Origin of the sequence: Polyangium jinanense (assembly GCF_028435265.1) — a bacterium.
Classification (GTDB): Bacteria; Myxococcota_A; Polyangia; order Polyangiales; family Polyangiaceae; genus Polyangium; species Polyangium jinanense.
On the sequence record NZ_JAGTJK010000011.1, the window covers coordinates 26,562 to 45,832 of the forward strand.

Sequence of the window (19,271 nt, forward strand, 5' to 3'; positions counted from 1 at the left end):
CGTCGCCTAGACTCGCGCGCCGGGGCGCTCGTGCGCCCGAGGGAGGTGTCCGTGTCCATTCGTTCGTTGCCTGCGATATCGCTGGTCGCGGTGATGCTCTGCGCTGTCGGGTGCAACAAATCCGACCCAGCCGCCGGCGGAGAGGTGAAGCCCGAATCCCGGGCCGGTGCCGAGGGGAAGGCCGCGTCGGGGCAGAAGCCCGCGGACACGGACGCGGCGAAGGCGCTGCTCGAACAGTTCTTGAAGCCCGGCGTCGATCACGCGGCGCTCACGAAGCCGCTCGAGCCGACGGCCGAGGATTACAAGGCCGTCTTCAAGGAAGAGGCCGCGGGCAAGCTCGAATCGCATTACAAGAAGATGTGGTCCGACCCGAACGCGGCCATCAAGCCGAACGAGGGACAAACCCAGCTCCTCCTCTACTCGGCGACGACGGAGGAGATCGCGGCGGGCGATGGCGACGGCCCGAATTTCCCCGGCGGATACAAGAAGGCGGTGGAATCGATGAAGCCGGGCGTGCGCTGGTATCGGTTCAAGTTCGTCAAGCCTGGCGAGACGCTCGGCATGGCATTCGACGGGCTCACGTTCGTGAATGGCAAATGGCGCTTCTTCCCGAAGCCGTGGCGCGGGCTCGAGGGATCGTGATGGGCACGGAGAGACACATGATCAAAAAAGAATGGATGTTTCTGTTCCTGGGGCTCTCGGCGGCACTTTCCGGCTGCAGCGGCGGCGAGGGAGGCTCCGGGACGAACGAGCCGGCCGACGTTTGCGCGCCTTTCATGTCGGAGGCCTCCGCGGGCGAGGTCGAGATCGTCGTCCGGAACGACCGCTCCACGCCCGTCTACCTACGCAACGGTATGTGCGACGCGCGGTTCTCCCTCCAGCCGCTCGGGGCGCCGGCGGGGGAGACATCCCGAAGGGCCGAGCTCACGGTCCTCGACGTCACGTGTGACGACGCCCGAACGCTCGAAGCGTTCCCGCTCGATTGCTTCGACTCGTCGTTGCCTCCGATCGCGCCAGGCGCGACGGTGACGTTTCCCTGGAAGGGCCTGCTCTACGAGCGCGTCGGCATGCCGGCGAGCTGCTACAACGAGAAGGCGACCCCGCCCCTACCGTCCACGTGTTCCCAGGGCTTCGCCGTCGCGCCGGGCATGGTGGAGGCGACGATACCGCTCTTCGCGAACGCCATGGAGAACTGCGAGGGCGGCTGCCAGACCGGGCTCGATCCGTTCGAGGTCAAAGGAACGTTCAGCTACCCCGACGAAAAGACCGTCACGATCCCCGTCCCGCCCTGACTCAATGTAGATCCGCGAGGAGCTTGTCCGCCGTGAGTTGGTCGGCGGCGAGCCCGCCGAAGTACTGCATGAGACCCACCTCCTCGTACCGCGGCATGATCCGCGGCGAGAGCAGGCCGATCTCGCGCAGGTTCGGCACGAGGCGGCTGAACATCACGGTCCGGAACTCGTTCATTCCCTTCGACCGGTACACCACGTTTCGCCACTCGGCGCGCGTCATCCGGCCCTCGAACCACTCCTCGTAGACCTCGTACGCGGCGAAGCGGTTGCGCATGAGCAGCGCGATCTCGAACGACCAGTCCTCGCGCTCCTGCCGCTCGCGCTCCGTGATGTGCTTCGTGAAATGCTCGCGCAGCGCGCACACGCCGTAATGCACGTGCCGCGCCTCGTCCTGGATGACCATCTTGAGGACCTCCTTCAAGAGCGGCTCCTTCGTCTCCTTGTACAGCGTGCTGAACGCGCCGAGCGCGAGGCCCTCGACCATGATCTGCATGCCGAGGAACTTCATGTCCCAGCGGCCGTCGGTCATGAGCGAGTCGATGATCACGAAGAGGTTGTCGTTGATCTGGTAGAGCTTGTTGAGCTTCGTATCGAGGTAGCGATTGAAAACCTCGACGTGGCGGCCCTCGTCCATCACCTGCGTGGCGCCGTAGAGCTTGCCGTCGAAGAACTGGACGGCCTCGGTCACCTGCGCGGCGGCGAAGAGCGCGCCCTGCTCGCCGTGCAAGAACTGGCTGAGCATCCAGGCGCACATGCTGTAGCCGAGCTCCGCCCGCTCCTTCTTGTCGAGCTTGATGCCGAGCGCCTCGATCTCCTCGAAGCAGAGGAACTCCTCGGGGATGAGCGGTCGCGTGGGATCGAGCGGGTCGACGCTGATGTTCCAGGGCAGGTCGTCGCCGTTCCACTGGCCGACCTTCGCGCGGCGGTAGAGGTCCGCCATCTCGGGCTGATCGTTCGGATAACTCCAGTCGAAATGAGCCGTATGCGTCGCGGGCATGTCCGTCGGCGTGCCTTGCTTGCCGCGGTGCAGGAGCAGGCCCCGCACGCTCGAGGGGCCGAGCGCGGTGAGCACCTTGGGATCCCTCACCGAAAACAGGACCTCCATGGCCTCGAAATACGCGTCGATCTGCGATTGCATCCTCGGCGGGAGGAACCTCGTGAGCCGGCTCGTGTCGAACATGGTGTGTCTCCTCCGAAAACCGTTGCACCTCAAAGTGTCGCGAGGAAATTCCTCGCCAGCGCGTCGTGGTAGCGGACCAGAAATGCGTTGATGAGCGGCAGCGCCCGCTCGACCATGGAGGCGGCCTGCTCGGGCGAGAGCGAGGAGAGGCGCTCGGTGAGGAGCTTCGCCTCGCGGGCGAAGAGCGCGCCCATGGCCTCCTCGTACATCAGGATGTCGCGCGCAGAAAAGCCGATCGACTCGTCGAAGCCGATCCGCCGGAGCTCGGCGAACGTCTCCAGGATCCACGTGTCGTCGCTCGCCACGACGAGCCGCGCGCGGCCCGAGGCGTCGTGCTCCTCCGCGGCCGCGATGAGCCCGAGCTCGACCATGTCCTCGAGATCTTTCCGCGAGAGGCCGAGCTTCTGGATGAGCTCATGGGCGTCCGCGGTCGTGGGTTTGTCCGCGCGCGCGCCGAGCGTGGCGCTGAGGCGCGCTTTCACTTCGTGCACGAACCTGCGCTGCGCGGGGCTGAAGGCCTCGTCGCGTTCCTCGAGCAGGGCCTTGATGGCGCGCAGGGGGAGGAAGCGCTCGTGCTGGAGCTTGCGCACGAGGAGGACGCGGGCGAGGTGTTCCTCGCCGTAATAGGCCATGTTGCGGCCGGTCTTGTGGCCCTCGGGCACGAGGCCCTGCTGGATGTAGAAATGAATGACCTGCCGCGGCAAACCCGTCCGCTCGCAGAGGTCCTTCATGCGATACGGATAGGCCTCGCGGTCCACGGCGGGACCCTTGCTCGCGAGCGCAACGTCCATCACGGGACTTCCACCGTGCACGGCGCCGCCGCGCGGGACACGCACGCGAGGACGAACCCCTGGCTTCGCTCCTCCTCGTGCAGGCAATTCGGCTCTTCGCTCGTCACGTTCCCCGAGAGGAGCTTCACTTTGCACACGCCGCACCCGCCCATCGTACACGAGAACGGCATGGGCAGCGACGCGGCCAGGCCCGCTTCGAGCAGGGTTTGTCCGGGAGCGGCGGAGACGGTCTTCGTGCGGCCGCGAAGGCGGATCTCGACCGGAGCGGAGGTCGTCGGGAGTGCGGGCGTGGTGCGGCGCGCGGGCGCGGAGAATCGCTCCTCGTGGATGCGGGCGGGAGCGACGCCGCGGGCGAGGAGGGCCTCGCGCGCCGCGACCATCATCGGCTCGGGGCCGCAGACGTAATACGCGGTGGTGTCCGCGTCGAGGTCCGAGGACGCGGCGATCGCGTCGAGCTCGCGCGTGACGTTGTCACGATCGAGGAGGCCCGTGCGTCCGGTGAAACCCGCGGGCGGATCGGAGAGAACGTGGCGGAGCGTGAAGCGGTCCGCGTGGGCTCGAGCGAGGGATTCGAACGCGTCGCGGAAGATGATGTCGGCCTCGCCGCGGTTTCCGTACACGAGGGAAACGCGGCTTCCGGGCTCGCGGGCGAGCGTGGTCCGCGTGATCGAGGCGAGCGGCGTGATGCCGCTGCCGCCCGCGAGGAGCACGAGGTGCCTTCGCGCCGCGGGATCCGGCGTCACGGTGAAGTTGCCCGAGGGGCCGAGCACGTCGAGGACGTCGCCTTCCGCGACCCGCTCGTTCAGGTGGTTCGAGGCGCGCCCGTCGGGCATTCGTTTGATGGTGATCGTCACCTCGGCGGCGGCGCCGTCCTCGTCGGGGAGGCTCGAGATCGAATAAGCGCGGCGGAGAACCTCGCCGCTCGTGAGCGTGACGAGCACCGTGAAGAACTGGCCGGGCACGAACGAGATGCGGCGGCCCTCGGGATCGGTGAGCGTGAGCGAGACGGCGTCCTTGGTCTCGCGTACGACGCGGGTGACGCGGAGCCTTCGCGGCGTGATGCCGGCGCTCGACTCGGGCGTGACGGCGAAAAGGTGCCGGGCGAGTGGCGCGCGGATCGCGTAGGGCGGGGGGCGCGCGCCGGTGAAGTCGCTCAAGACCGTGCGTACGTCACGCACCAGCGCTTCGAGCCGGACGACGACGGTGGCGGGCAGGAGAGCCGCGGGGCCGAAGCCTCTTCGCGCATCGTTCCCCTTCTGGCTCTCGCTCTCGCTGCCGTTCCGGGCCTTGTCGAGCTCCATGGCTCGCTTGTACCCCCTCGAACTGCAAAGTGTCAAGTGTCACTTGACACTACGCGCTCACGGCGGGCGTCGTGCAGCTCTCGGGGGCCGGGATGATTGGGATCGGGGATGAGGCACGAAATCGACGGAACGACGATCCGAGCGGCAAAAACCGGCCATAGATGCTTCAGGTTCGTACCATCGGCGCTGGTTCGTCGGCGGGACGTGTTGTCATCCAGCCTGCATCATGCTTTGCTCGATACCGTGAGTTACCTGTTCGTCGCGTACCTGTACGACAAACGTCGCTGCTCGGCGAAGGTCATCGTGGATCCGTGGGCCGACGCGGAGCCGGGCTTCGCGGGCGAGAGCCTCGTGCGTGTCGCCGTGAGCCCGCGCGTCGAGGCGGTGTTCTACTTCCCCGGGAATTTCCGGCTCAAATCGCAGGCATTCTCGTTCGGCTGCGAGGTGTTCCTGGTCGACGACTGGGCCACGGCCCCGGCCGAGGCGCTCCGGAGGGCCGGCGCGCGCGATTGGCAATACGTGGCGTGGGCGTCCTCGGACATGAGCGACTACGACGTGGCCATGCGTTTCACGCCCGACGGATTCGACGGCCGCGCGATGATCGACGGGGAGGGCGAGCGCATCGCGATCGACAAGGGTGTCATCCAGACGTACGAAAAAAAGACGATCGCCGCCTCGCCGCAGGAGCTCGGCTTCGGGACCGAAGGGTTCGACGAGGAGGCGTTCGAGCGCGCGCTCGTGGAACGAGAAGAGCCCTTCCGGCCGGGTCTTCTGGTGCACGATACGCTCGGCGTGACACGCGGGAAGGTGATCGACGCGCTTCACAACGTGGCCGATGGGCAAGGCGAGGCGCTCTGGCCCAAGGGCGGGCCGCTGGATACGCAGGCCCTTCGCCGCGCGGCCGCGGAAGCCGAGGATTCGTTCGTGCCGGCGCTGCCGCTCTGGGAGCATTTGCGCGGCGAGGCGATGAAGCCCGAAAGCGGGCCGAGGAAAAAGAGGGCGCGGATGAAGGCGGGCTGATTCAGGGGCCCGGGCCGAAGGGGCGCTCGACGGCGACAAACGTCGAGCCGGCGATCCAGAAGGGCATCGGCATCACGTCCGCGGGCATCGGCGCGCGGAGGAGCTCTGCGGGCAAGGCGTACGTCCGATCGACCACCCGCACGGTCGCGGGCGCGAAAGGCGTGATGTCGAGGGACCATTCGATGCCCTCCGCGGGTAAACCCTGGAAGGTAAAACCCCAGGGATCGTCGGTTGTCGCGCGAAATCCGTTCGGCTCGTCCACGCGGCGCCCGTCGATGGTCGCGCCGCGGAGGGGCGCCTCCGAGGTGACCGAGACGAGGACGAACGGCGCGTTCCGGCCCGAGCGAATCCGAAAGCGGAGGGTGCGGATTCCATCGTGAAGGGTGTCGCCGAGGGATTCGAGCTGGGGAGGCGGGACGTCGAGCGGCGGCGCCTCGGCCTCGTGCCGGAGCGTGCCCTGGCCGGGAAGGGAGAATCGCGGGGCGCGGCGCGTGGCTTCGGGGATGTGCAACGTCGTCCAGGGAGCCGGCTTTTCTTCCGTCGTCGTCCAGACGGCCGCGCGGCGACCGGCGTCGAGGGCGTACGCGAGGCACGCCGGGCGGGGCTCGGAGGGAGAGAAGGAGTTTGTCGCGACGGACAGGCCCAGCGTGACGGCGCATGCGCCGGCGAGGCCGAGGGCGGGTTTTCGCGACGCACCCGCGCCGAGGACTTCGAGCAGCGGGGCCAAGAGGCCCGCGAGGAGCACGACGACGGCGACGGCCGGCGCGGCCCGCGGCAAGCCGAGCGCGATGAGGAGGAGGTAAGGGACGGGGACGACGAGGACGAGCGCCGGAAGCGCGGAAAGCAGGAGCCAGAGGCCGCTCGACGGCGATTCCGGCGAAGGGCGCCTTTGCCAGACGAGCAGGCCCGTAAGCGATGCGGCGAGCGGGAGGGCAAAAAGAAAACTTGCGCCCGGGAGGAGCGCGGCCGTCGCGAGGGCGAGGAGGAGCCAGGCCGCGGCCGCGCCGAGCGCGAGCTCGAACGGGGAGAGGCGTGCCCGGAAAAACCTATAGGCGGCGGCATATACGGCGACGCCGAGCAGGGCGATGGCGATTCGCGCGAGGCCCGGATCGAAGGGGTCGCCGCGGAAAGCGCCCCACGCGGGCGTGAGGGCGCGGAGCGCGGCGACGAGCCCGGCCGCGAGCGCGGCCGCGGCCACGAGCGAGGCGAGGAGCGTGCCGAACCCGGCAAGCACACGCGCGGGGCGCGCTTGCCCACGCCGCATGGCGAAAACGAGCGCGAGGACGAACAGGGCCACGGGGATCATCGCAATCGGCAGCGCCCACGCGCGGCCGTAGACGACGAGGCCGAGGCCCGGGACGTCGAAATAAACGACCGGCTCGGCCCTGAGGGTCGTGAGATCCAGGTCCCCGAAGCGCCGCGCGAGGGCGAATGCGAGCATTCCCTCGTGCGCGAGGGTCCGCCGGTCGAGGTGCGCCGGGTCGTCGACGGGCGCGTGGTAATGGGCAGCGCCGTCGGCAAACGCGAAATTCATTCCAGGCACGCCGGCGCGCAGAAACGGAAAGATGTCGGTCTGGTGGCCGAGGCGGCGCGCGATTTCGGGGAAGAGCGACGAGGCGACCGGATCGGGCACGGCGTCCGCGAAATGCCGCACGAGCGCGCCGGCGCCGGCGCTCGTCTCGATGAGCCCGACGGGGCCTCGCGTGCCACGCCCGTCGAAGTTCAGCACGAGGCCGATGTCGCGGAACGATGGGTGCTCGTGGACGAATACGTTCCCGCCGAGGACGCCGGCTTCCTCGGCGTCCGTGAACAGGAAAATCATGTCGTTGCGGAGCGTGGGGCCCTCGCGGAGGGCGCGGGCCGTCTCCAGCAGGACGGCGACGCCGCTCGCGTCGTCGGCCGCGCCGGGGGCATTGGGGACCGAGTCGTAATGGGCGACGAGCGCGAGGGCCGGGCCACGCTCACGTCCAGGCAAACGCGCGACGAGGTTTTCCACGCGGGAGACGTCGTACGGCACGCCCCAGTGTGTGCCGAGCGCCGTGGCACGCTGGATTTCCACGGAGATGCCGAGGCGCGTAAGCTCGTCGCGGATGAAGTCCCGCGCGGCGTCGTGGCCCGGGGTGCCCGGAGGTCGCGGCGCCGCGGCGATGCGCGTGACGTGGGCCGCGGCGCGATCGACCGAAAAAGCCTGCGGCGTCGTGCTCGCCGGTGGGTCTTTCGGGACGAACCCGAAGATCCGGAAGGCGACGATCCCGAGGAGGGCGAGGACGAGCGCGGCGCGGAGGGCCCCCGGGTGCTCTTCCGGCTTGTTCACCATGTCCCGACCCTACCACCCCGGAGGTGCGGCGCACGTCGATTGAATTTTGGTCACAGCGGCTACGGGCGAGCGTCTATCCTGTGCCCCCCCGGCGCTCCCAGGAGGTCGTTCGTGTCCGCTCGTGTTTCTCTCACCCGCACATACCCGCTGGTCCTCGCGCTCCTCGCCTCGCCCGCGTGCCATGTCGAAGAGAAGGCCGCCCCGACGCCGCCGCCGCTCCCCGCGCCCGCCGCCGCGCCCGCGCCTTCGAGCGAGGGCGAGCAGCGGGACGCGCGCGCGGAGTTCATCCGGTCGAGGTATACGAAATACGAATATCGCATTCCCATGCGCGACGGCGTGCGGCTCTTCACGGTGGTGTACGTGCCGAGCGACGCGAGCCCGTCACGGAAGTATCCGTTCCTCATGATGCGCACGCCCTACTCCGTGGCGCCATACGGGGCCGATCGGTATCGCGGGCGTTTTCTCACCGAGGCCTTCGAGAAGGAGGGCTTCATCTTCGTGCATCAGGACGTGCGCGGCCGCTACATGTCCGAGGGCGAGTTCGTGAACGTGCGCCCGCACCTCGACAAGAAGGGGCCGAAGGACATCGACGAGAGCACGGATACGTACGACACGCTCGAGTGGCTGACGAAAAACGTGGCCGGGAACAACGGGCGCGCGGGCATGCTCGGGGTGTCGTATCCGGGGTTTTATTCGTCGGCCGGCGCGATCGACTCGCACCCTTCGTTGAAGGCGGTCTCGCCGCAGGCGCCGATCGGGGACTGGTTCCGCGGCGACGACATGCACCGGCACGGCGCCTTCAATTTGCAGCTCGCGTTCCATTTCTTCGGGTCGTTCGACAAACCGCGGCCGAAGCCCAAGGAGGACAGCGAGGACGACTGGGAAGGGGTCGACTACGGGACGCCCGACGCCTATCGGTTTTTCCTCTCCGCGGGGCCCCTGTCCGAGGCCGAGGCGAAGCATTTCAAGGGTGATCGCCCGTTCTTCCGCGACATCGTGGCGCACCCGAACTACGACGCGTTCTGGCAAGCCCGGAACATCCTGCCCCACCTGCGCAACATCAAGGCCGCCGTGCTCGTCGTGGGAGGATTTTTCGATACGGAGGATCTCTACGGCCCGCTCGCCACGTACCGCGCGATCGAGGCACAAAACCCGGGCGCGAAGAATTCGATCGTGATGGGGCCGTGGAAACACGGGGGCTGGTACCATACGACAGGGGACAAACTCGGCGACGCGGATTTCGGGTTCGCGACGTCGCCCGTGCTCCAGGATCTCGAGTTCGCGTTCTTCAAGCACCACCTGAAGGACGGGCCGGATCCGGAGCTCGCCGAGGCGCTGGTCTTCGAGGGGGGCGCCAATCGCTTCCGGCGGTTCGACGCCTGGCCTCCGCGCGAGGCGAAGAAGGGGCGGCTTTATTTGCAAGGCAGCGGCGCGCTGTCGTTCGAGCCGCCGAAGAACGGGGAGGCCGAGAGCGACGAATACCTGAGCGACCCCGACAAACCGGTGCCGTACACGCAGGAGATGTCGAATGGCTGGTCGTCGAGCTACATGGCCGAGGATCAGCGCTTCGCGTCGCGACGGCCCGACGTGCTCGAATATCGCTCGGAGCCGCTCGAGCGGGACGTCACGCTCGCGGGCCCGCTCGAAGCCGAGCTCTGGGTGAGCACGACGGGGACCGACGCGGACTGGGTGGTGAAGCTCATCGACGAGAACCCCGGAAAGATGCCGGGATTCAAGAAGGAAGACCGGTGGGACGGCAAGAAGGACCGCGGCGGACAGCAGATCCTCGTGCGCGGCGAGCCGTTCCGCGGACGGTTCCGCGAGAGCTACGAGACACCAAAGCCGTTTGTCCCGGGCGAGCCGACGAAGGTGAAGTTCGCGGTGAACGACGTGTTCCACACGTTCAAACGCGGTCACCGGATCGTGATCCAGGTGCAATCGACCTGGTTCCCGTTCATCGATCGAAACCCGCAGAAATTCGTGCCGAACATCTTCGAGGCCAAACCAGGTGATTACACGAAGGCGACGCACCGCGTCTATCGATCCCAGGCGATGCCGAGCGCGCTGGAAGTGACGCTCCTCCCGGCGCTGGACGAGTAGGTTTTTCTTCGCACCTCGAACGTTTCTCCGGTACGCTCGCGCCGCCGATCCGCGATGAACACGATGAACCCCACCGCCCCGCCCGCCGCGCCCGCTGCCTCGACGGAAAACACGCCCGCGCAGGACCCCGAGCAACAATGGCTCGATACGGTCTATCGCAAAGGGGAAAAACAGCTCACGCCGCGCGCGGTCGTCGCCGGGATGCTCATCGGCGGGGTGATGTGTTTGTCCAACCTCTACGTCTTTTTCAAGACGGGCTGGAGCCTCGGGGTCACGTTGACCGCCTGCATCCTGGCGTTCGCCCTCTTCGAGCTCTTGCGCGCGGCGAAGCTGACGAAGGGCGAGTTCACGATCCTGGAGAACAACGCGATGGGCTCGGTCGCGTCCGCGGCCGGGTACATGACCGGCGGCGGGAACATGGCGGCGTTCGGCGCGTTGCTCATGGTCACGACGATGCGGCCGAGCGCGGTCTGGTTGATGCTGTGGTTCGGCGTGATCGCGGCGATGGGCGTGTTCGCGGCGATCCCGATCAAGCGGCAGCTCATCAACAAGGAGGCGCTCGCGTTCCCCACGGGGACGGCGACGGCCGAGACGCTGCGCTCGATGCACGTGGCAGCACATCACGGAGACGCGGGCGCAGAAGGCGCGGGCGCCGGCAAGGCGAAGGCGCGGCTGCTCGGGATCGCGGGGCTCATGGGCGCGATGCTCGCGTTTCTGCGCGACGCGAAGGAGGCGTGGATCAACCTGCCAAGCACGATCGCGCTGCCCTTCACGATCGCGGGGCGCGCCGCGAAGGACTGGACGATCGCGCTGAACTGCGAGCTCGTGATGGTCGGCGCGGGCGCGCTCATGAGCTTCCGCACGGCGTGGTCGCTCCTGCTCTCGGGAATGGCCGGCTACGCGATCCTCGCGCCGCGGCTCGCCGCGGAGCACGCGATCAAAGAGGTGAGCTACAAGGCGATCGTCGGATGGACGCTCTGGCCAGGCGCCGCGATCCTCGTGGCCTCGGGCCTGACGAGCTTCTTGCTCGATTACAAGAGCATTGTCCGCTCGTTCCAGGGTTTGTCGGGGATATTCACGGGCGGCGCGAAGAAATCCGAGAAGGAGGAGCCGATCGCGGAGGTGGAGTGCCCGGCCTGGTGGTTCCCCGCGGGGTTTGCCGTGCTCGCGCCGATCGTGATTCTCTTGATGGGGTTCCTCTTCCAGATCCCGTTCTGGGCCGGGCTCATCGCGGTGCCGCTCGCGGTCGTGATGGGGTTCGTCGCGGCGCGCGTGACGGGCGAGACGGACGTGACGCCGACGAAGGCGCTCGGGCCGGTGACGCAGGCGATCTACGGGCTGCTGACGCCTGGCAACCTCGCCGGCAACATCATGAGCGCGAACGTGACGGGCGGGGTCGGGCTGCATTCGGCGGATTTGCTGACCGACCTGAAGAGCGGGTGGCTGCTCGGCGCGAGCCCGCGGCAGCAGCTCAAGGGGCAGCTCTTCGGCGTCGTGGCGGGGGCGCTCGTCGTGGTGCCGGCGTTCTGGCTCATCATGCCGGACCCGTCCGTGCTCGGCAGCGAGGAGTGGCCCGCGCCTTCGTGCCTCGTGTGGGCCGGCGTTTCGAAGGCATTCGCGGGCGGGCTCGGTGGTTTGCCCCCAGGGGCGGATCGGGCGATGGTGATCGGGCTTCTGCTCGGCGTCGTGCTCGCGCTCGCGGAGCGATTCGCGCCGAAGAAGCTGCTACCATTCGTGCCCTCGCCGGCGGGCCTCGGCATTGCGCTCGTGATCCCGGCGAGCAACGCGATCTCGATGTTCATCGGGGCGACGATCGCGTACGTGCTGCGCAAGACGAAGCCGGCGCTCGGCGAGCTGCTCACGGTGCCGGTGTCGAGCGGGTGGATCGCGGGCGAGAGCTTGATGGGTATCGCGATCAAGCTGCTGGTGGTGGCGGGGGTGCTGCAGAAGTAGGCGGGAGCCGGGGGACTGCGGTCAGCCCACGGGGACGAGGTCGATCCGGCCGAGCTCCTCGTGGACGGCCGCGACGGTCGCCTGGATGCGGTCGCCCACGGCAAACCGCTGGCCGTGGCCGATGAGGGCCTGCGCGGCGAGATCGGTGCGGAAGGGGCCGCCGGGGAGTGCTTCCATGGCAATGGAGCCCATCGCGCCCGTGCCGGCGATTTGTACGAGAAGGCCAAACGGCTTGATCGCGATGATGTTGCCCGAGACCTGCTCGCCGAGGCGGCTGGCATAAAGGCGCGCGACGAGCATGCGGTGACGCTCGGCCTCGGCTTTGCCCGCGTTCTGCGAGGAGCGATCACAATCGGCCGCGAGGACGGCGAGCCCGGCGCGGATGTCCTCGTAATCGCGGTGGCCTTCGAGGTACCGCTTGAGGATGCGGTGCACGACGAGGTCGGCGTACCTGCGGATCGGCGAGGTGAAATGCAGGTAGAGCGGCGCGCCGAGGCCAAAATGCGGGCCGGGATCGGGCGTGTAACGCGCCGGGCCGAGGGTCTGGCCGAGCACGGTGCGGATCGCAGGCTCGAAGCGCGCGCCGGCGATCTGCGTCTCGAACGCGGCGAGCGAGCGGGCCGAGAGGCGTGGGCCGAAGCCGGCCTCGATGCCGAAGTTGTGCGCGAGCTGCGCGAGCGTGCGGACGCGCTCGGGCGAGGGCTCGTCGTGGACGCGGTAGATGCCGGGGAGGCCACGTGCGACGAGCCATTCCGCGACGGCCTCGTTCGCCGCGACCATGAGCCGCTCGACGAGCCTGTGCGCAGGGGTCTCACGGCGCGCTTCGATCGCGATCGGCTCGCCCGTGCCGGCGTCGAGCTCGATCTTCGCCTCCTCGCGCGCGAGGTTCACCCCACCCCGCGCGGCGCGAACGGCGCTGAGGCGCGCGACCGCGGTGCGGAGCCAGCGGAGCGTGCTCTCGACGGCGGGCGGGACGCCTTCGGCGTGGCTTTCGGACAGGAACGTGTCGACAGCGTCGTACGTGAGGCGCGCGCGCGAGCGGACGAGGCTCTCGTAGACGTCGACCGAGGTGATGCGACCCTCGGGATCGATGCGGAGCTCGGCCGTGAGCGCAGGCCGGTCCTCGCCCTCGACGAGGCTCGCCGCGCGCGACGAGATGGCCTCGGGGAGCATCGGGAGCACGCGGCCCGCGAGGTAGACGCTCGTGCCGCGCAGGCGCGCCTCGCGATCGAGGATCGAGCGCTCGGGGACGAAGACGTCGACATCGGCGATGGAGACGAGCACGCGGAGCGCGCCGCTCGCGTCGGCCGGGTACGCCGAGAGCGCGTCGTCGATGTCGCGCGTGGAGGCCGCGTCGATGGTCACGGTCGGGACGCTCCGGAGATCGCGCCGCCGCTCCATGGGGATTGGCCGCGTGGCCGCTTCCTCGGCAGTACGATCGAGGGTCTCGGCGAAGACCGCGCGCAGGCCGTGCCGCGCGATGCAACGCTCGACGCCGAGATCGGCGCCTTCGGGGACGACACGCGCGACGACGAGGCGATCGCCCGAGACCTCGGCCACGACGTGCGTGCCCTCGGCGAGCTCGTTCGTCGTGTCGAGCGGCCAGTCCGTGTTCGCCACGGAGCGATCGATCCGCAGGTAGCGTTTGCCGCCGCGGAGGACGACGCTGCCGAAGACCTCGGCGCGGGCGCGGCTGACGAGCGCGAGCTCGGTGGCGACGAAGCGGCCGTTGCCTTCGGACGTGAGCCGCGCGGTTACGACGTCGCCGTCGAGGAAGGGGTTCAGATCCGGGGGGGCGATGAACGCGGAGATGGGCGTCGGCGCTTCGACGACGAGGAAGCCGAACCCTCGTGGATGAACGGAAATGCGCCCGCGTGTCGTGCCGTCGCTCATGTGCCGTCAGGACCGTCGCTCTCGGCTTGCCCGCGGCGCCACCGGAGCTGCATCTCGATCTCCTCGGCGTCGCCCTCGGCCTCGTGCTCGATCGAGAGCTCGGCGTCGTACGGGACCGTGACCCGCACGCCGCCGACCTGAACGCGGAACGGCTCGCCTCGCTCGACGGCATCGGCGACGCGGCGGAGCAGCGCGACGAACTCGTCCCTCGTACGGATGCGCGTGACGTCTCTGGCCATGGGCGGAGGATAATCGGCTCATCGTCGCGATGTCCATCGGAGGCATGTGCTAGTGTCCGGCCCCCTCAGGAAAACCGGAATGGAAGCGAAATCCGAGGTGATCCAGCGGCTCGAAGCGAAGGCGAACCGCGCCTTTCCGCACGTGCTCGCCGCGCGTGACCTCTCCGCGCGGACGCTCGAAAGGCTCCGCGAGCTCCTCCGCGGGCACGATCCGGAGGACGCGAGCATCGTCGTCTTCGGCTCGTTTGCCCGCGGCGAGTACACGCCCGGCAGCGACATCGACTGGACGCTGCTCGTCGACGGGCGCGCGGACCGGGTCCACTTCGACGAGGCCGTCGCGATCACGCGTATCCTGGACGCGGCGAAGTTCCAACCGCCGAGCCCGTTCGGCGTCTTCGACAACGTGTCCTTCAGCCACCCCTTGCTGCACCTCATCGGGGGCCACGACGACACGAACCGCAACACCACGCAGCGCATCCTGCTCCTGCTGGAGTCGATCGCGATCGGCCAGAGGGAGGCGCTCGATCGGGTCGTCGACCTCGTGCTGCACCGCTACGTCTCCGATGATCGTGGTCTCTTGTTCTCCAAGCGTTCGAAGCTCGTGCCGCGCGTCCTCTTGAACGACATCATCCGGTACTGGCGCACCATCACCGTCGACTTCGTGAACAAGCAGGGCTTCAAGGGCGGCTGGGCGCTGCGCAACATCAAGCTGCGCATGAGCCGCAAGTTGCTCTTTGCGAGCGGGATGCTCGCGTGCTTCGCGCTCGAGCTTTTTGGCAAAGGCGAATTCCGGCGTGGTGAGGGCGGCATCGATCCAGCGCGTGTCGTCCGCTACCTCCGCGAGCGGCTCCGCCTCTCGCCGTTCGAGCAGATGTGCGAGGTCCTGCTCCGGCCTACGATCTCCGTCGAGACCGCGCAGAAGGTGATGGGCTCGTACGATGCCTTCATGGCCATCCTCTCGGACGAGGACAAACGCCGGCACCTCTCCGATCTCCCGTTCGAAGCCTTCAATCAAGACGCGCTCTGGAAGGAAGCGACGAACTTGACCTATACCTTCCAGGATGGGCTCGATCAGGTCTTCTTCCTGGAGGACGAAGAGATCGCGGGCCTCGTGCGGCAATTCGGCGTGTTCTGAAGGGAGCCGTGGTTGCAGAGGTGCCGGCGGCGGAGTAACCACACGGCCTTCCCATGTCGGTTCCAGATGAACGACGCACGCACAGAGGCCTGACGATCGCGGGCCTCGTGCTCTGCCTCGCCATGGCCGCGCTCGAGGCCACCGTCGTGGCCACCGCGATGCCCACCGTCACGGGGGATCTCGGCGGCATCCAGTATTATTCGTGGGTCACGAACGCCTACCTGATCACGTCGGCGATCACGGTCCCCATCTTCGGCAAGCTCGCGGATCTGCACGGCCGAAAGCCCGTCTTGCTCGCGGGGATCGCCATCTTCCTCCTGGGCTCGGCGGCGAGCGGCGCGGCGCAGTCGATGCCAGCGCTCATCGTGTCCCGCGCGATCCAGGGGCTCGGCGCCGGGGCCATGCAGCCGATGCCGATCACGATCATCGCGGACATCTTCGGCATCGAGGAGCGCGCGAAGCTGCAAGGTTTCTTCGGCGCGGCGTGGGGCTTCTTCGGGCTCGTCGGGCCGATCATCGGCGGCGTGATCGTCGAGAACGTCTCCTGGCGCTGGGTTTTCTACATGAACCTGCCCTTCGGCGTGGCCGCCGCGGGCCTTCTCGTGACGGCCTTGCACGAGCGCGTGGAGCGGAAGAAGCGCCGCCTCGATCTCGCCGGCGCGGCCCTGCTCGCGAGCTTCGTGACAGCGCTGCTCCTCGCGAGCTCCGGGGTGCACGGCTCCGGCGCGTGGAGGTTCGTCCTCGCCACGGTGCTCTCCTTCGCGGCCTTCATTGCTGTCGAGCGTCGCGCCGAGGAGCCGCTCCTGCCGCTCTCGCTCTTCACGCGCCGGGTGATGGCGCTCTCGTCCGCGATGGGCGCAGTCATCGGCGGTGCGATGATCGCGATCCTCACGTACGTGCCCCTGTTCATCCAGGGCGTGCGCGGCGGGACGCCGACCCAGGCGGGCAGCTCCATCACGCCCATGCTCGTCACGTGGCCGATCGCGAGCTCACTCGCTGGGCGGCTCCTTCCGCGGGTGGGCTTTCGCGCGCTCGTTCGCCTGGGGATGGGCTGCACGGGGGCGGCCGCGGTCGCGCTTCCCTTCATCGCCGAGCAAGGGCCCCTCGCGCTGCGCGTGGTGACCGGGCTGTTCGGGTTCGGGATGGGCTGCGCCAACACGGCGCTCGTCATCGCGGTGCAGACCTCGGTGCGCTGGGAGCAACGTGGCATCGCGACCGCGAGCACGATGTTTTTCCGGACGATCGGCGGCGCCGTCGCGGTCGGCGTGATGGGTGGCGTGATCGTCGCGGCGCTCGGGAAGGACCCGTCGCTCCCGAAGGACGCGGCGAGCCAAGCGCTGTCACGGGAGGGGATGTCCACGCTCGGTCCCGACGTCGTGCAGCGGATCTCCGGCCTGCTCGATGCGGGCCTCGGGACGGTCTTCTGGATGATCGCGGGGCTCGGTTTCACCGCGTTCGTGGCGGCCCTGTTTTTCCCGGACGTTCCGCTGGAGACGATGACGTCGAAGCCGGCTCCCGCGTCGGCGCCTCCTGCGCATTGATCGTTTGACCACCAAATAGATCGTTCAGGGGACGGGCGCCGTCGTCGGGGCTCGCCGCGAGCGTGGCTGGATCTTGGTCACGCGCGGGTTCGGCGTGAGATCGAGCCCGAAGGCGATGCCGAGGCTCGCGCGCACGTCGTGCAGGGGGGCGAGCTCGAGCGCGGGGGGAACGAGGCGATAGCTGCCTTCGAAGAAGGCGGAGATCGGCTCGTCGTTGATCGCGAGGATCGTCCGCTCGACGCGGCCGTAGCCAAGCGCGCCGAGCTTCCAGGTGCGCTCGCTGGTCCAGTGCGGGGTGATCTCGGCGCGGGTGTCGAGCGAGAAGAGCCCGTCCTGCGTTTCGAAGCGGAAGCGGAGCGAGCCGGCCGTCCCGGGGGCGACACGATGCACGAGGCGAGGGCGCGCGATCGAGCCCTCGGGGCCGGTGCCGCGTTGCGGGCCGTAGACGTCGAGGTCGTACCGCACGCCTACGCCGATCTCGATGCTGCGGCCGGGATGGTTGGAGCGCAAAGGATCGAGGTAGGCGGTGGCGCGGGCGACGGAGACGCGGAGGAAGGGGATCGCCGCGCCGTCCGCGGCGCCCGTGGGCAGGGCACGCGGGACGGTGACGCGTCCGATCTCGCCATCGAAGCCGATATCGAAGGGGAAGGGGATGCTGAGTGGCGGCGAGGAGGGCAGGACGATGCGTGGCGCGAGATCGTGGCGGTGCGCGGCGGCGCCGTAGAGCGTGGCGTCGAAGGAGGGCATGTCCCCGAATGGGCGGACGAAGGGCGCGATGAAGCCCGAGAGAATGCGTTGATCGAATTGCCATTCGACCCGCGAGGGGCCCTCGCCGAAGGCATAACGACGGCGCACGGAGATGCCCGCGTGGACCTCGAGTGCAGGGGTGATCCGGCCGTTTTCGTTGCGCGCACCGGATGAGGCCGCGCCGAGGCGAATGCGGCTTTCGGGATCAAAACGAACGCGGAAGGTGCGGCCCTTGGGCGAATGACGAAAGTCTCCCTCGTACGCCGCGGCCATGGGCGCGGTGGTGATGGCGATCGCGGCGATCGCGGCGGTGAGGGAGCGTCGGATCACGGGTCCTCGAAGGCGGGCATCGGCTCGAAGACGCGCGGCGGGGCGCCGAAGGACATGCGCAGGCCCGCGAAGAAGCGGAGCTCGACCGCACGCACGTCACGCACGAAGTCGTTTTGCGTGCGGCCCTCGGCCGCGAGGCGGGCCGAGATCGGCTGGTCGTTGATCGCGACGAGCACGCCCTCGTACGCGAACGATCCCGCGAGGCGATTGACGCTCTCGCCCGTGAGGTCGCCCGAGACGATGGTGGGGCGGCGGAAGGTGAGATCACTGAAGAGATAATGCAGGCCGCCCTTGCCGAGGCTGATGCGCGATTCGATCGCGGCCGTGGGTCCGATGAAATAATTGCCCGATTTGCCGGAGACGATCTTCCGATCCTGCCAGTGCGCGCCGAAATCGCCGCCGAGTTCGATGCGGAGGTGGCTGTACATGTCGTCCGATTGCCAGGGGTTCCAGGCGACGTGGAACTCGCCGAACTCCATGTCGAGGGCGTCCCGGAACGAGGGCTGGCGATCGAGGACGGAAAGGACGCGGAAGCCGAAGCCCATGCGCGGCAGGATCGGGTGGACGTCGGGCTCGCCGAAGAAGGTGCTGATCCAGAAGAGCGGGCGCCTGTGCTCGTGCTGGTAATCGTAGGAGAGGAGTGTGCCGCGGAGCTCGAGGTCGGCGAAGGTCGCGCTGCCTTCGAGGATGCGGAGGTCGTGACGGGCTCGCTTTCGCGGCGAGAGAATGCTGAGGTGAATGCCCATCTCGGCGTTCGCCCGGGCAAACGGAAAGCCCGCGGGGACGGCGAAGCCGCGGCTCGATTGCAGAGTGGGAGCCCAGCCGACGCCGATGTAGAAACGGTTCAGGAGGTCGAATTTGACCTGAAAAGCCCGGCCACTCTCGCCGCGCGCGTAGCCCGGCGGGGCCTCGGCGACCGCGGGGACCATGCGTGCGCGGCGCGCGAGCTGCCGATATTCGTCGTCGCTGTGCGCCGAGCAGGGCTGGACCTTGTCGAGCGGATCGCCGATGCCGACCATCTCGCCGGGAGCGGCGAGGCACGTCTCTCCTTTGGCGTCCTGCGTGCATTGGACGCGGAGCGTTTTCCCCTCCTTCAGATGATAACAGCTCACGGGCTGGTCCCAGCGGAGCGCTGGCGGAGCGTCGTCCGCCGCGGCAGGCGCCGCGAACGCGAGGAGCGGGGCGGTGAGCAGCGCGGAGAGGATGAGGCGTCGGGGAGGTGATCGCACGGTGTTACCTCGTGGCGAAGGCGCCGGCGCGCGAAAAAGAGATCGCGGCATCCAGCAAGCTATCACGAGAGAAGCACGCGGCGTGCCCGCAAGAGGGCAGGGGAGGGAGGAAGGACCTGTCCATTCCGAAAGTGCAGAACATCGACGACGACCGGCGGAAATTCGACAGGGTCTGCGAAGGCGCGGACGCGGCTCGGCGCGGG

General features: G+C 68.4%; 15 protein-coding genes. 7 read left to right on the top strand and 8 right to left on the bottom strand.

Annotated elements, in window-relative coordinates:
- The first annotated feature begins 51 nt into the window (after positions 1–51).
- Both KEG38_RS21620 and KEG38_RS21625 read left to right on the top strand, forming a co-directional pair.
- Positions 52–642 (top strand): hypothetical protein, encoded by a 591-nt coding sequence (locus tag KEG38_RS21620; RefSeq protein ID WP_272421564.1) that lies wholly within the window; start codon positions 52–54, stop codon positions 640–642.
- A gap of 17 nt (positions 643–659) precedes the next feature.
- Positions 660–1,292, top strand: coding sequence for a hypothetical protein (locus KEG38_RS21625; protein ID WP_272421565.1), 633 nt, complete (start codon positions 660–662; stop codon positions 1,290–1,292).
- Between the two features lies 1 nt (position 1,293).
- Here the strand turns inward: KEG38_RS21625 and KEG38_RS21630 are convergent, their stop codons facing one another.
- Genes KEG38_RS21630 through KEG38_RS21640 form a run of 3 tightly spaced genes read right to left on the bottom strand, consistent with a single transcriptional unit; the run spans position 1,294 to position 4,564 of the window.
- Entirely contained in the window at positions 1,294–2,472 is a 1,179-nt protein-coding gene (locus KEG38_RS21630) for a ferritin-like domain-containing protein (RefSeq protein ID WP_272421566.1), read from the bottom strand.
- Positions 2,473–2,501: 29 nt separating this feature from the next.
- A complete protein-coding gene (locus tag KEG38_RS21635; RefSeq protein ID WP_272421567.1) occupies positions 2,502–3,263 on the bottom strand; it encodes a MerR family transcriptional regulator in 762 nt (253 codons plus the stop codon).
- Positions 3,263–4,564, bottom strand: a complete 1,302-nt coding sequence (locus KEG38_RS21640) for a ferredoxin--NADP reductase (RefSeq protein ID WP_272421568.1) — start codon at positions 4,562–4,564, stop codon at positions 3,263–3,265. Before KEG38_RS21640 ends, KEG38_RS21635 begins: the two co-directional genes overlap by 1 nt.
- 243 nt (positions 4,565–4,807) lie before the next feature.
- On the opposite strand from KEG38_RS21640, the gene KEG38_RS21645 reads away from it, so the two are divergent.
- Positions 4,808–5,584 carry a hypothetical protein gene (locus KEG38_RS21645; RefSeq protein WP_272421569.1) on the top strand — a complete coding sequence of 259 codons (777 nt, stop codon included), beginning with the start codon at positions 4,808–4,810 and terminating at the stop codon, positions 5,582–5,584.
- A gap of 1 nt (position 5,585) precedes the next feature.
- Here the strand turns inward: KEG38_RS21645 and KEG38_RS21650 are convergent, their stop codons facing one another.
- Positions 5,586–7,901: a M28 family peptidase gene (locus KEG38_RS21650; RefSeq protein WP_272421570.1), complete on the bottom strand. Its 2,316-nt coding sequence runs from the start codon at positions 7,899–7,901 to the stop codon at positions 5,586–5,588.
- Between the two features lie 111 nt (positions 7,902–8,012).
- Between KEG38_RS21650 and KEG38_RS21655 the strand changes: the two genes are divergently transcribed.
- Both KEG38_RS21655 and KEG38_RS21660 read left to right on the top strand, forming a co-directional pair.
- Positions 8,013–10,001, top strand: a complete 1,989-nt coding sequence (locus KEG38_RS21655; RefSeq protein WP_272421571.1) for a CocE/NonD family hydrolase — start codon at positions 8,013–8,015, stop codon at positions 9,999–10,001.
- A 63-nt stretch (positions 10,002–10,064) separates the two neighbouring features.
- Positions 10,065–11,954, top strand: a complete 1,890-nt coding sequence (locus KEG38_RS21660) for an OPT family oligopeptide transporter (RefSeq protein WP_272421572.1) — start codon at positions 10,065–10,067, stop codon at positions 11,952–11,954.
- 21 nt (positions 11,955–11,975) lie between these two features.
- Here the strand turns inward: KEG38_RS21660 and KEG38_RS21665 are convergent, their stop codons facing one another.
- Positions 11,976–13,847, bottom strand: coding sequence for a ribonuclease R family protein (locus tag KEG38_RS21665; protein WP_272421574.1), 1,872 nt, complete (start codon positions 13,845–13,847; stop codon positions 11,976–11,978).
- Positions 13,844–14,086 (bottom strand): amphi-Trp domain-containing protein, encoded by a 243-nt coding sequence (locus KEG38_RS21670; RefSeq protein WP_272421575.1) that lies wholly within the window; start codon positions 14,084–14,086, stop codon positions 13,844–13,846. The genes KEG38_RS21665 and KEG38_RS21670 overlap by 4 nt, the downstream gene beginning before the upstream one ends.
- 79 nt (positions 14,087–14,165) lie before the next feature.
- Here KEG38_RS21670 and KEG38_RS21675 point away from each other — a divergent pair, with 79 nt between their 5' ends.
- Together KEG38_RS21675 and KEG38_RS21680 are read left to right on the top strand one after the other, a co-directional pair.
- On the top strand, positions 14,166–15,221 hold the full coding sequence (locus tag KEG38_RS21675) for a nucleotidyltransferase domain-containing protein (protein WP_272421576.1): 1,056 nt from the start codon (positions 14,166–14,168) through the stop codon (positions 15,219–15,221).
- A 53-nt stretch (positions 15,222–15,274) separates the two neighbouring features.
- Positions 15,275–16,762 (top strand): MDR family MFS transporter, encoded by a 1,488-nt coding sequence (locus KEG38_RS21680; protein WP_272421577.1) that lies wholly within the window; start codon positions 15,275–15,277, stop codon positions 16,760–16,762.
- Positions 16,763–16,786: 24 nt separating this feature from the next.
- On the opposite strand, the gene KEG38_RS21685 is transcribed toward KEG38_RS21680, so the two are convergent.
- Together KEG38_RS21685 and KEG38_RS21690 are read right to left on the bottom strand one after the other, a co-directional pair.
- Positions 16,787–17,839, bottom strand: coding sequence for a hypothetical protein (locus KEG38_RS21685; RefSeq protein ID WP_272421578.1), 1,053 nt, complete (start codon positions 17,837–17,839; stop codon positions 16,787–16,789).
- Entirely contained in the window at positions 17,836–19,068 is a 1,233-nt protein-coding gene (locus KEG38_RS21690) for a hypothetical protein (protein ID WP_272421579.1), read from the bottom strand. Before KEG38_RS21690 ends, KEG38_RS21685 begins: the two co-directional genes overlap by 4 nt.
- Positions 19,069–19,271 lie beyond the last annotated feature (203 nt).

Bases quoted from the DNA above. Each gene is read 5' to 3' on its own strand.
- KEG38_RS21625 (WP_272421565.1), top strand. From the start codon at position 660: ATGATCAAAAAAGAATGGATGTTTCTGTTCCTGGGGCTCTCGGCGGCA.
- KEG38_RS21630 (WP_272421566.1), bottom strand. From the start codon at position 2,472: ATGTTCGACACGAGCCGGCTCACGAGGTTCCTCCCGCCGAGGATGCAA.
- KEG38_RS21635 (WP_272421567.1), bottom strand. From the start codon at position 3,263: ATGGACGTTGCGCTCGCGAGCAAGGGTCCCGCCGTGGACCGCGAGGCC.
- KEG38_RS21640 (WP_272421568.1), bottom strand. From the start codon at position 4,564: ATGGAGCTCGACAAGGCCCGGAACGGCAGCGAGAGCGAGAGCCAGAAG.
- KEG38_RS21650 (WP_272421570.1), bottom strand. From the start codon at position 7,901: ATGGTGAACAAGCCGGAAGAGCACCCGGGGGCCCTCCGCGCCGCGCTC.
- KEG38_RS21660 (WP_272421572.1), top strand. From the start codon at position 10,065: ATGAACCCCACCGCCCCGCCCGCCGCGCCCGCTGCCTCGACGGAAAAC.
- KEG38_RS21665 (WP_272421574.1), bottom strand. From the start codon at position 13,847: ATGAGCGACGGCACGACACGCGGGCGCATTTCCGTTCATCCACGAGGG.
- KEG38_RS21670 (WP_272421575.1), bottom strand. From the start codon at position 14,086: ATGGCCAGAGACGTCACGCGCATCCGTACGAGGGACGAGTTCGTCGCG.
- KEG38_RS21675 (WP_272421576.1), top strand. From the start codon at position 14,166: ATGGAAGCGAAATCCGAGGTGATCCAGCGGCTCGAAGCGAAGGCGAAC.
- KEG38_RS21680 (WP_272421577.1), top strand. From the start codon at position 15,275: ATGTCGGTTCCAGATGAACGACGCACGCACAGAGGCCTGACGATCGCG.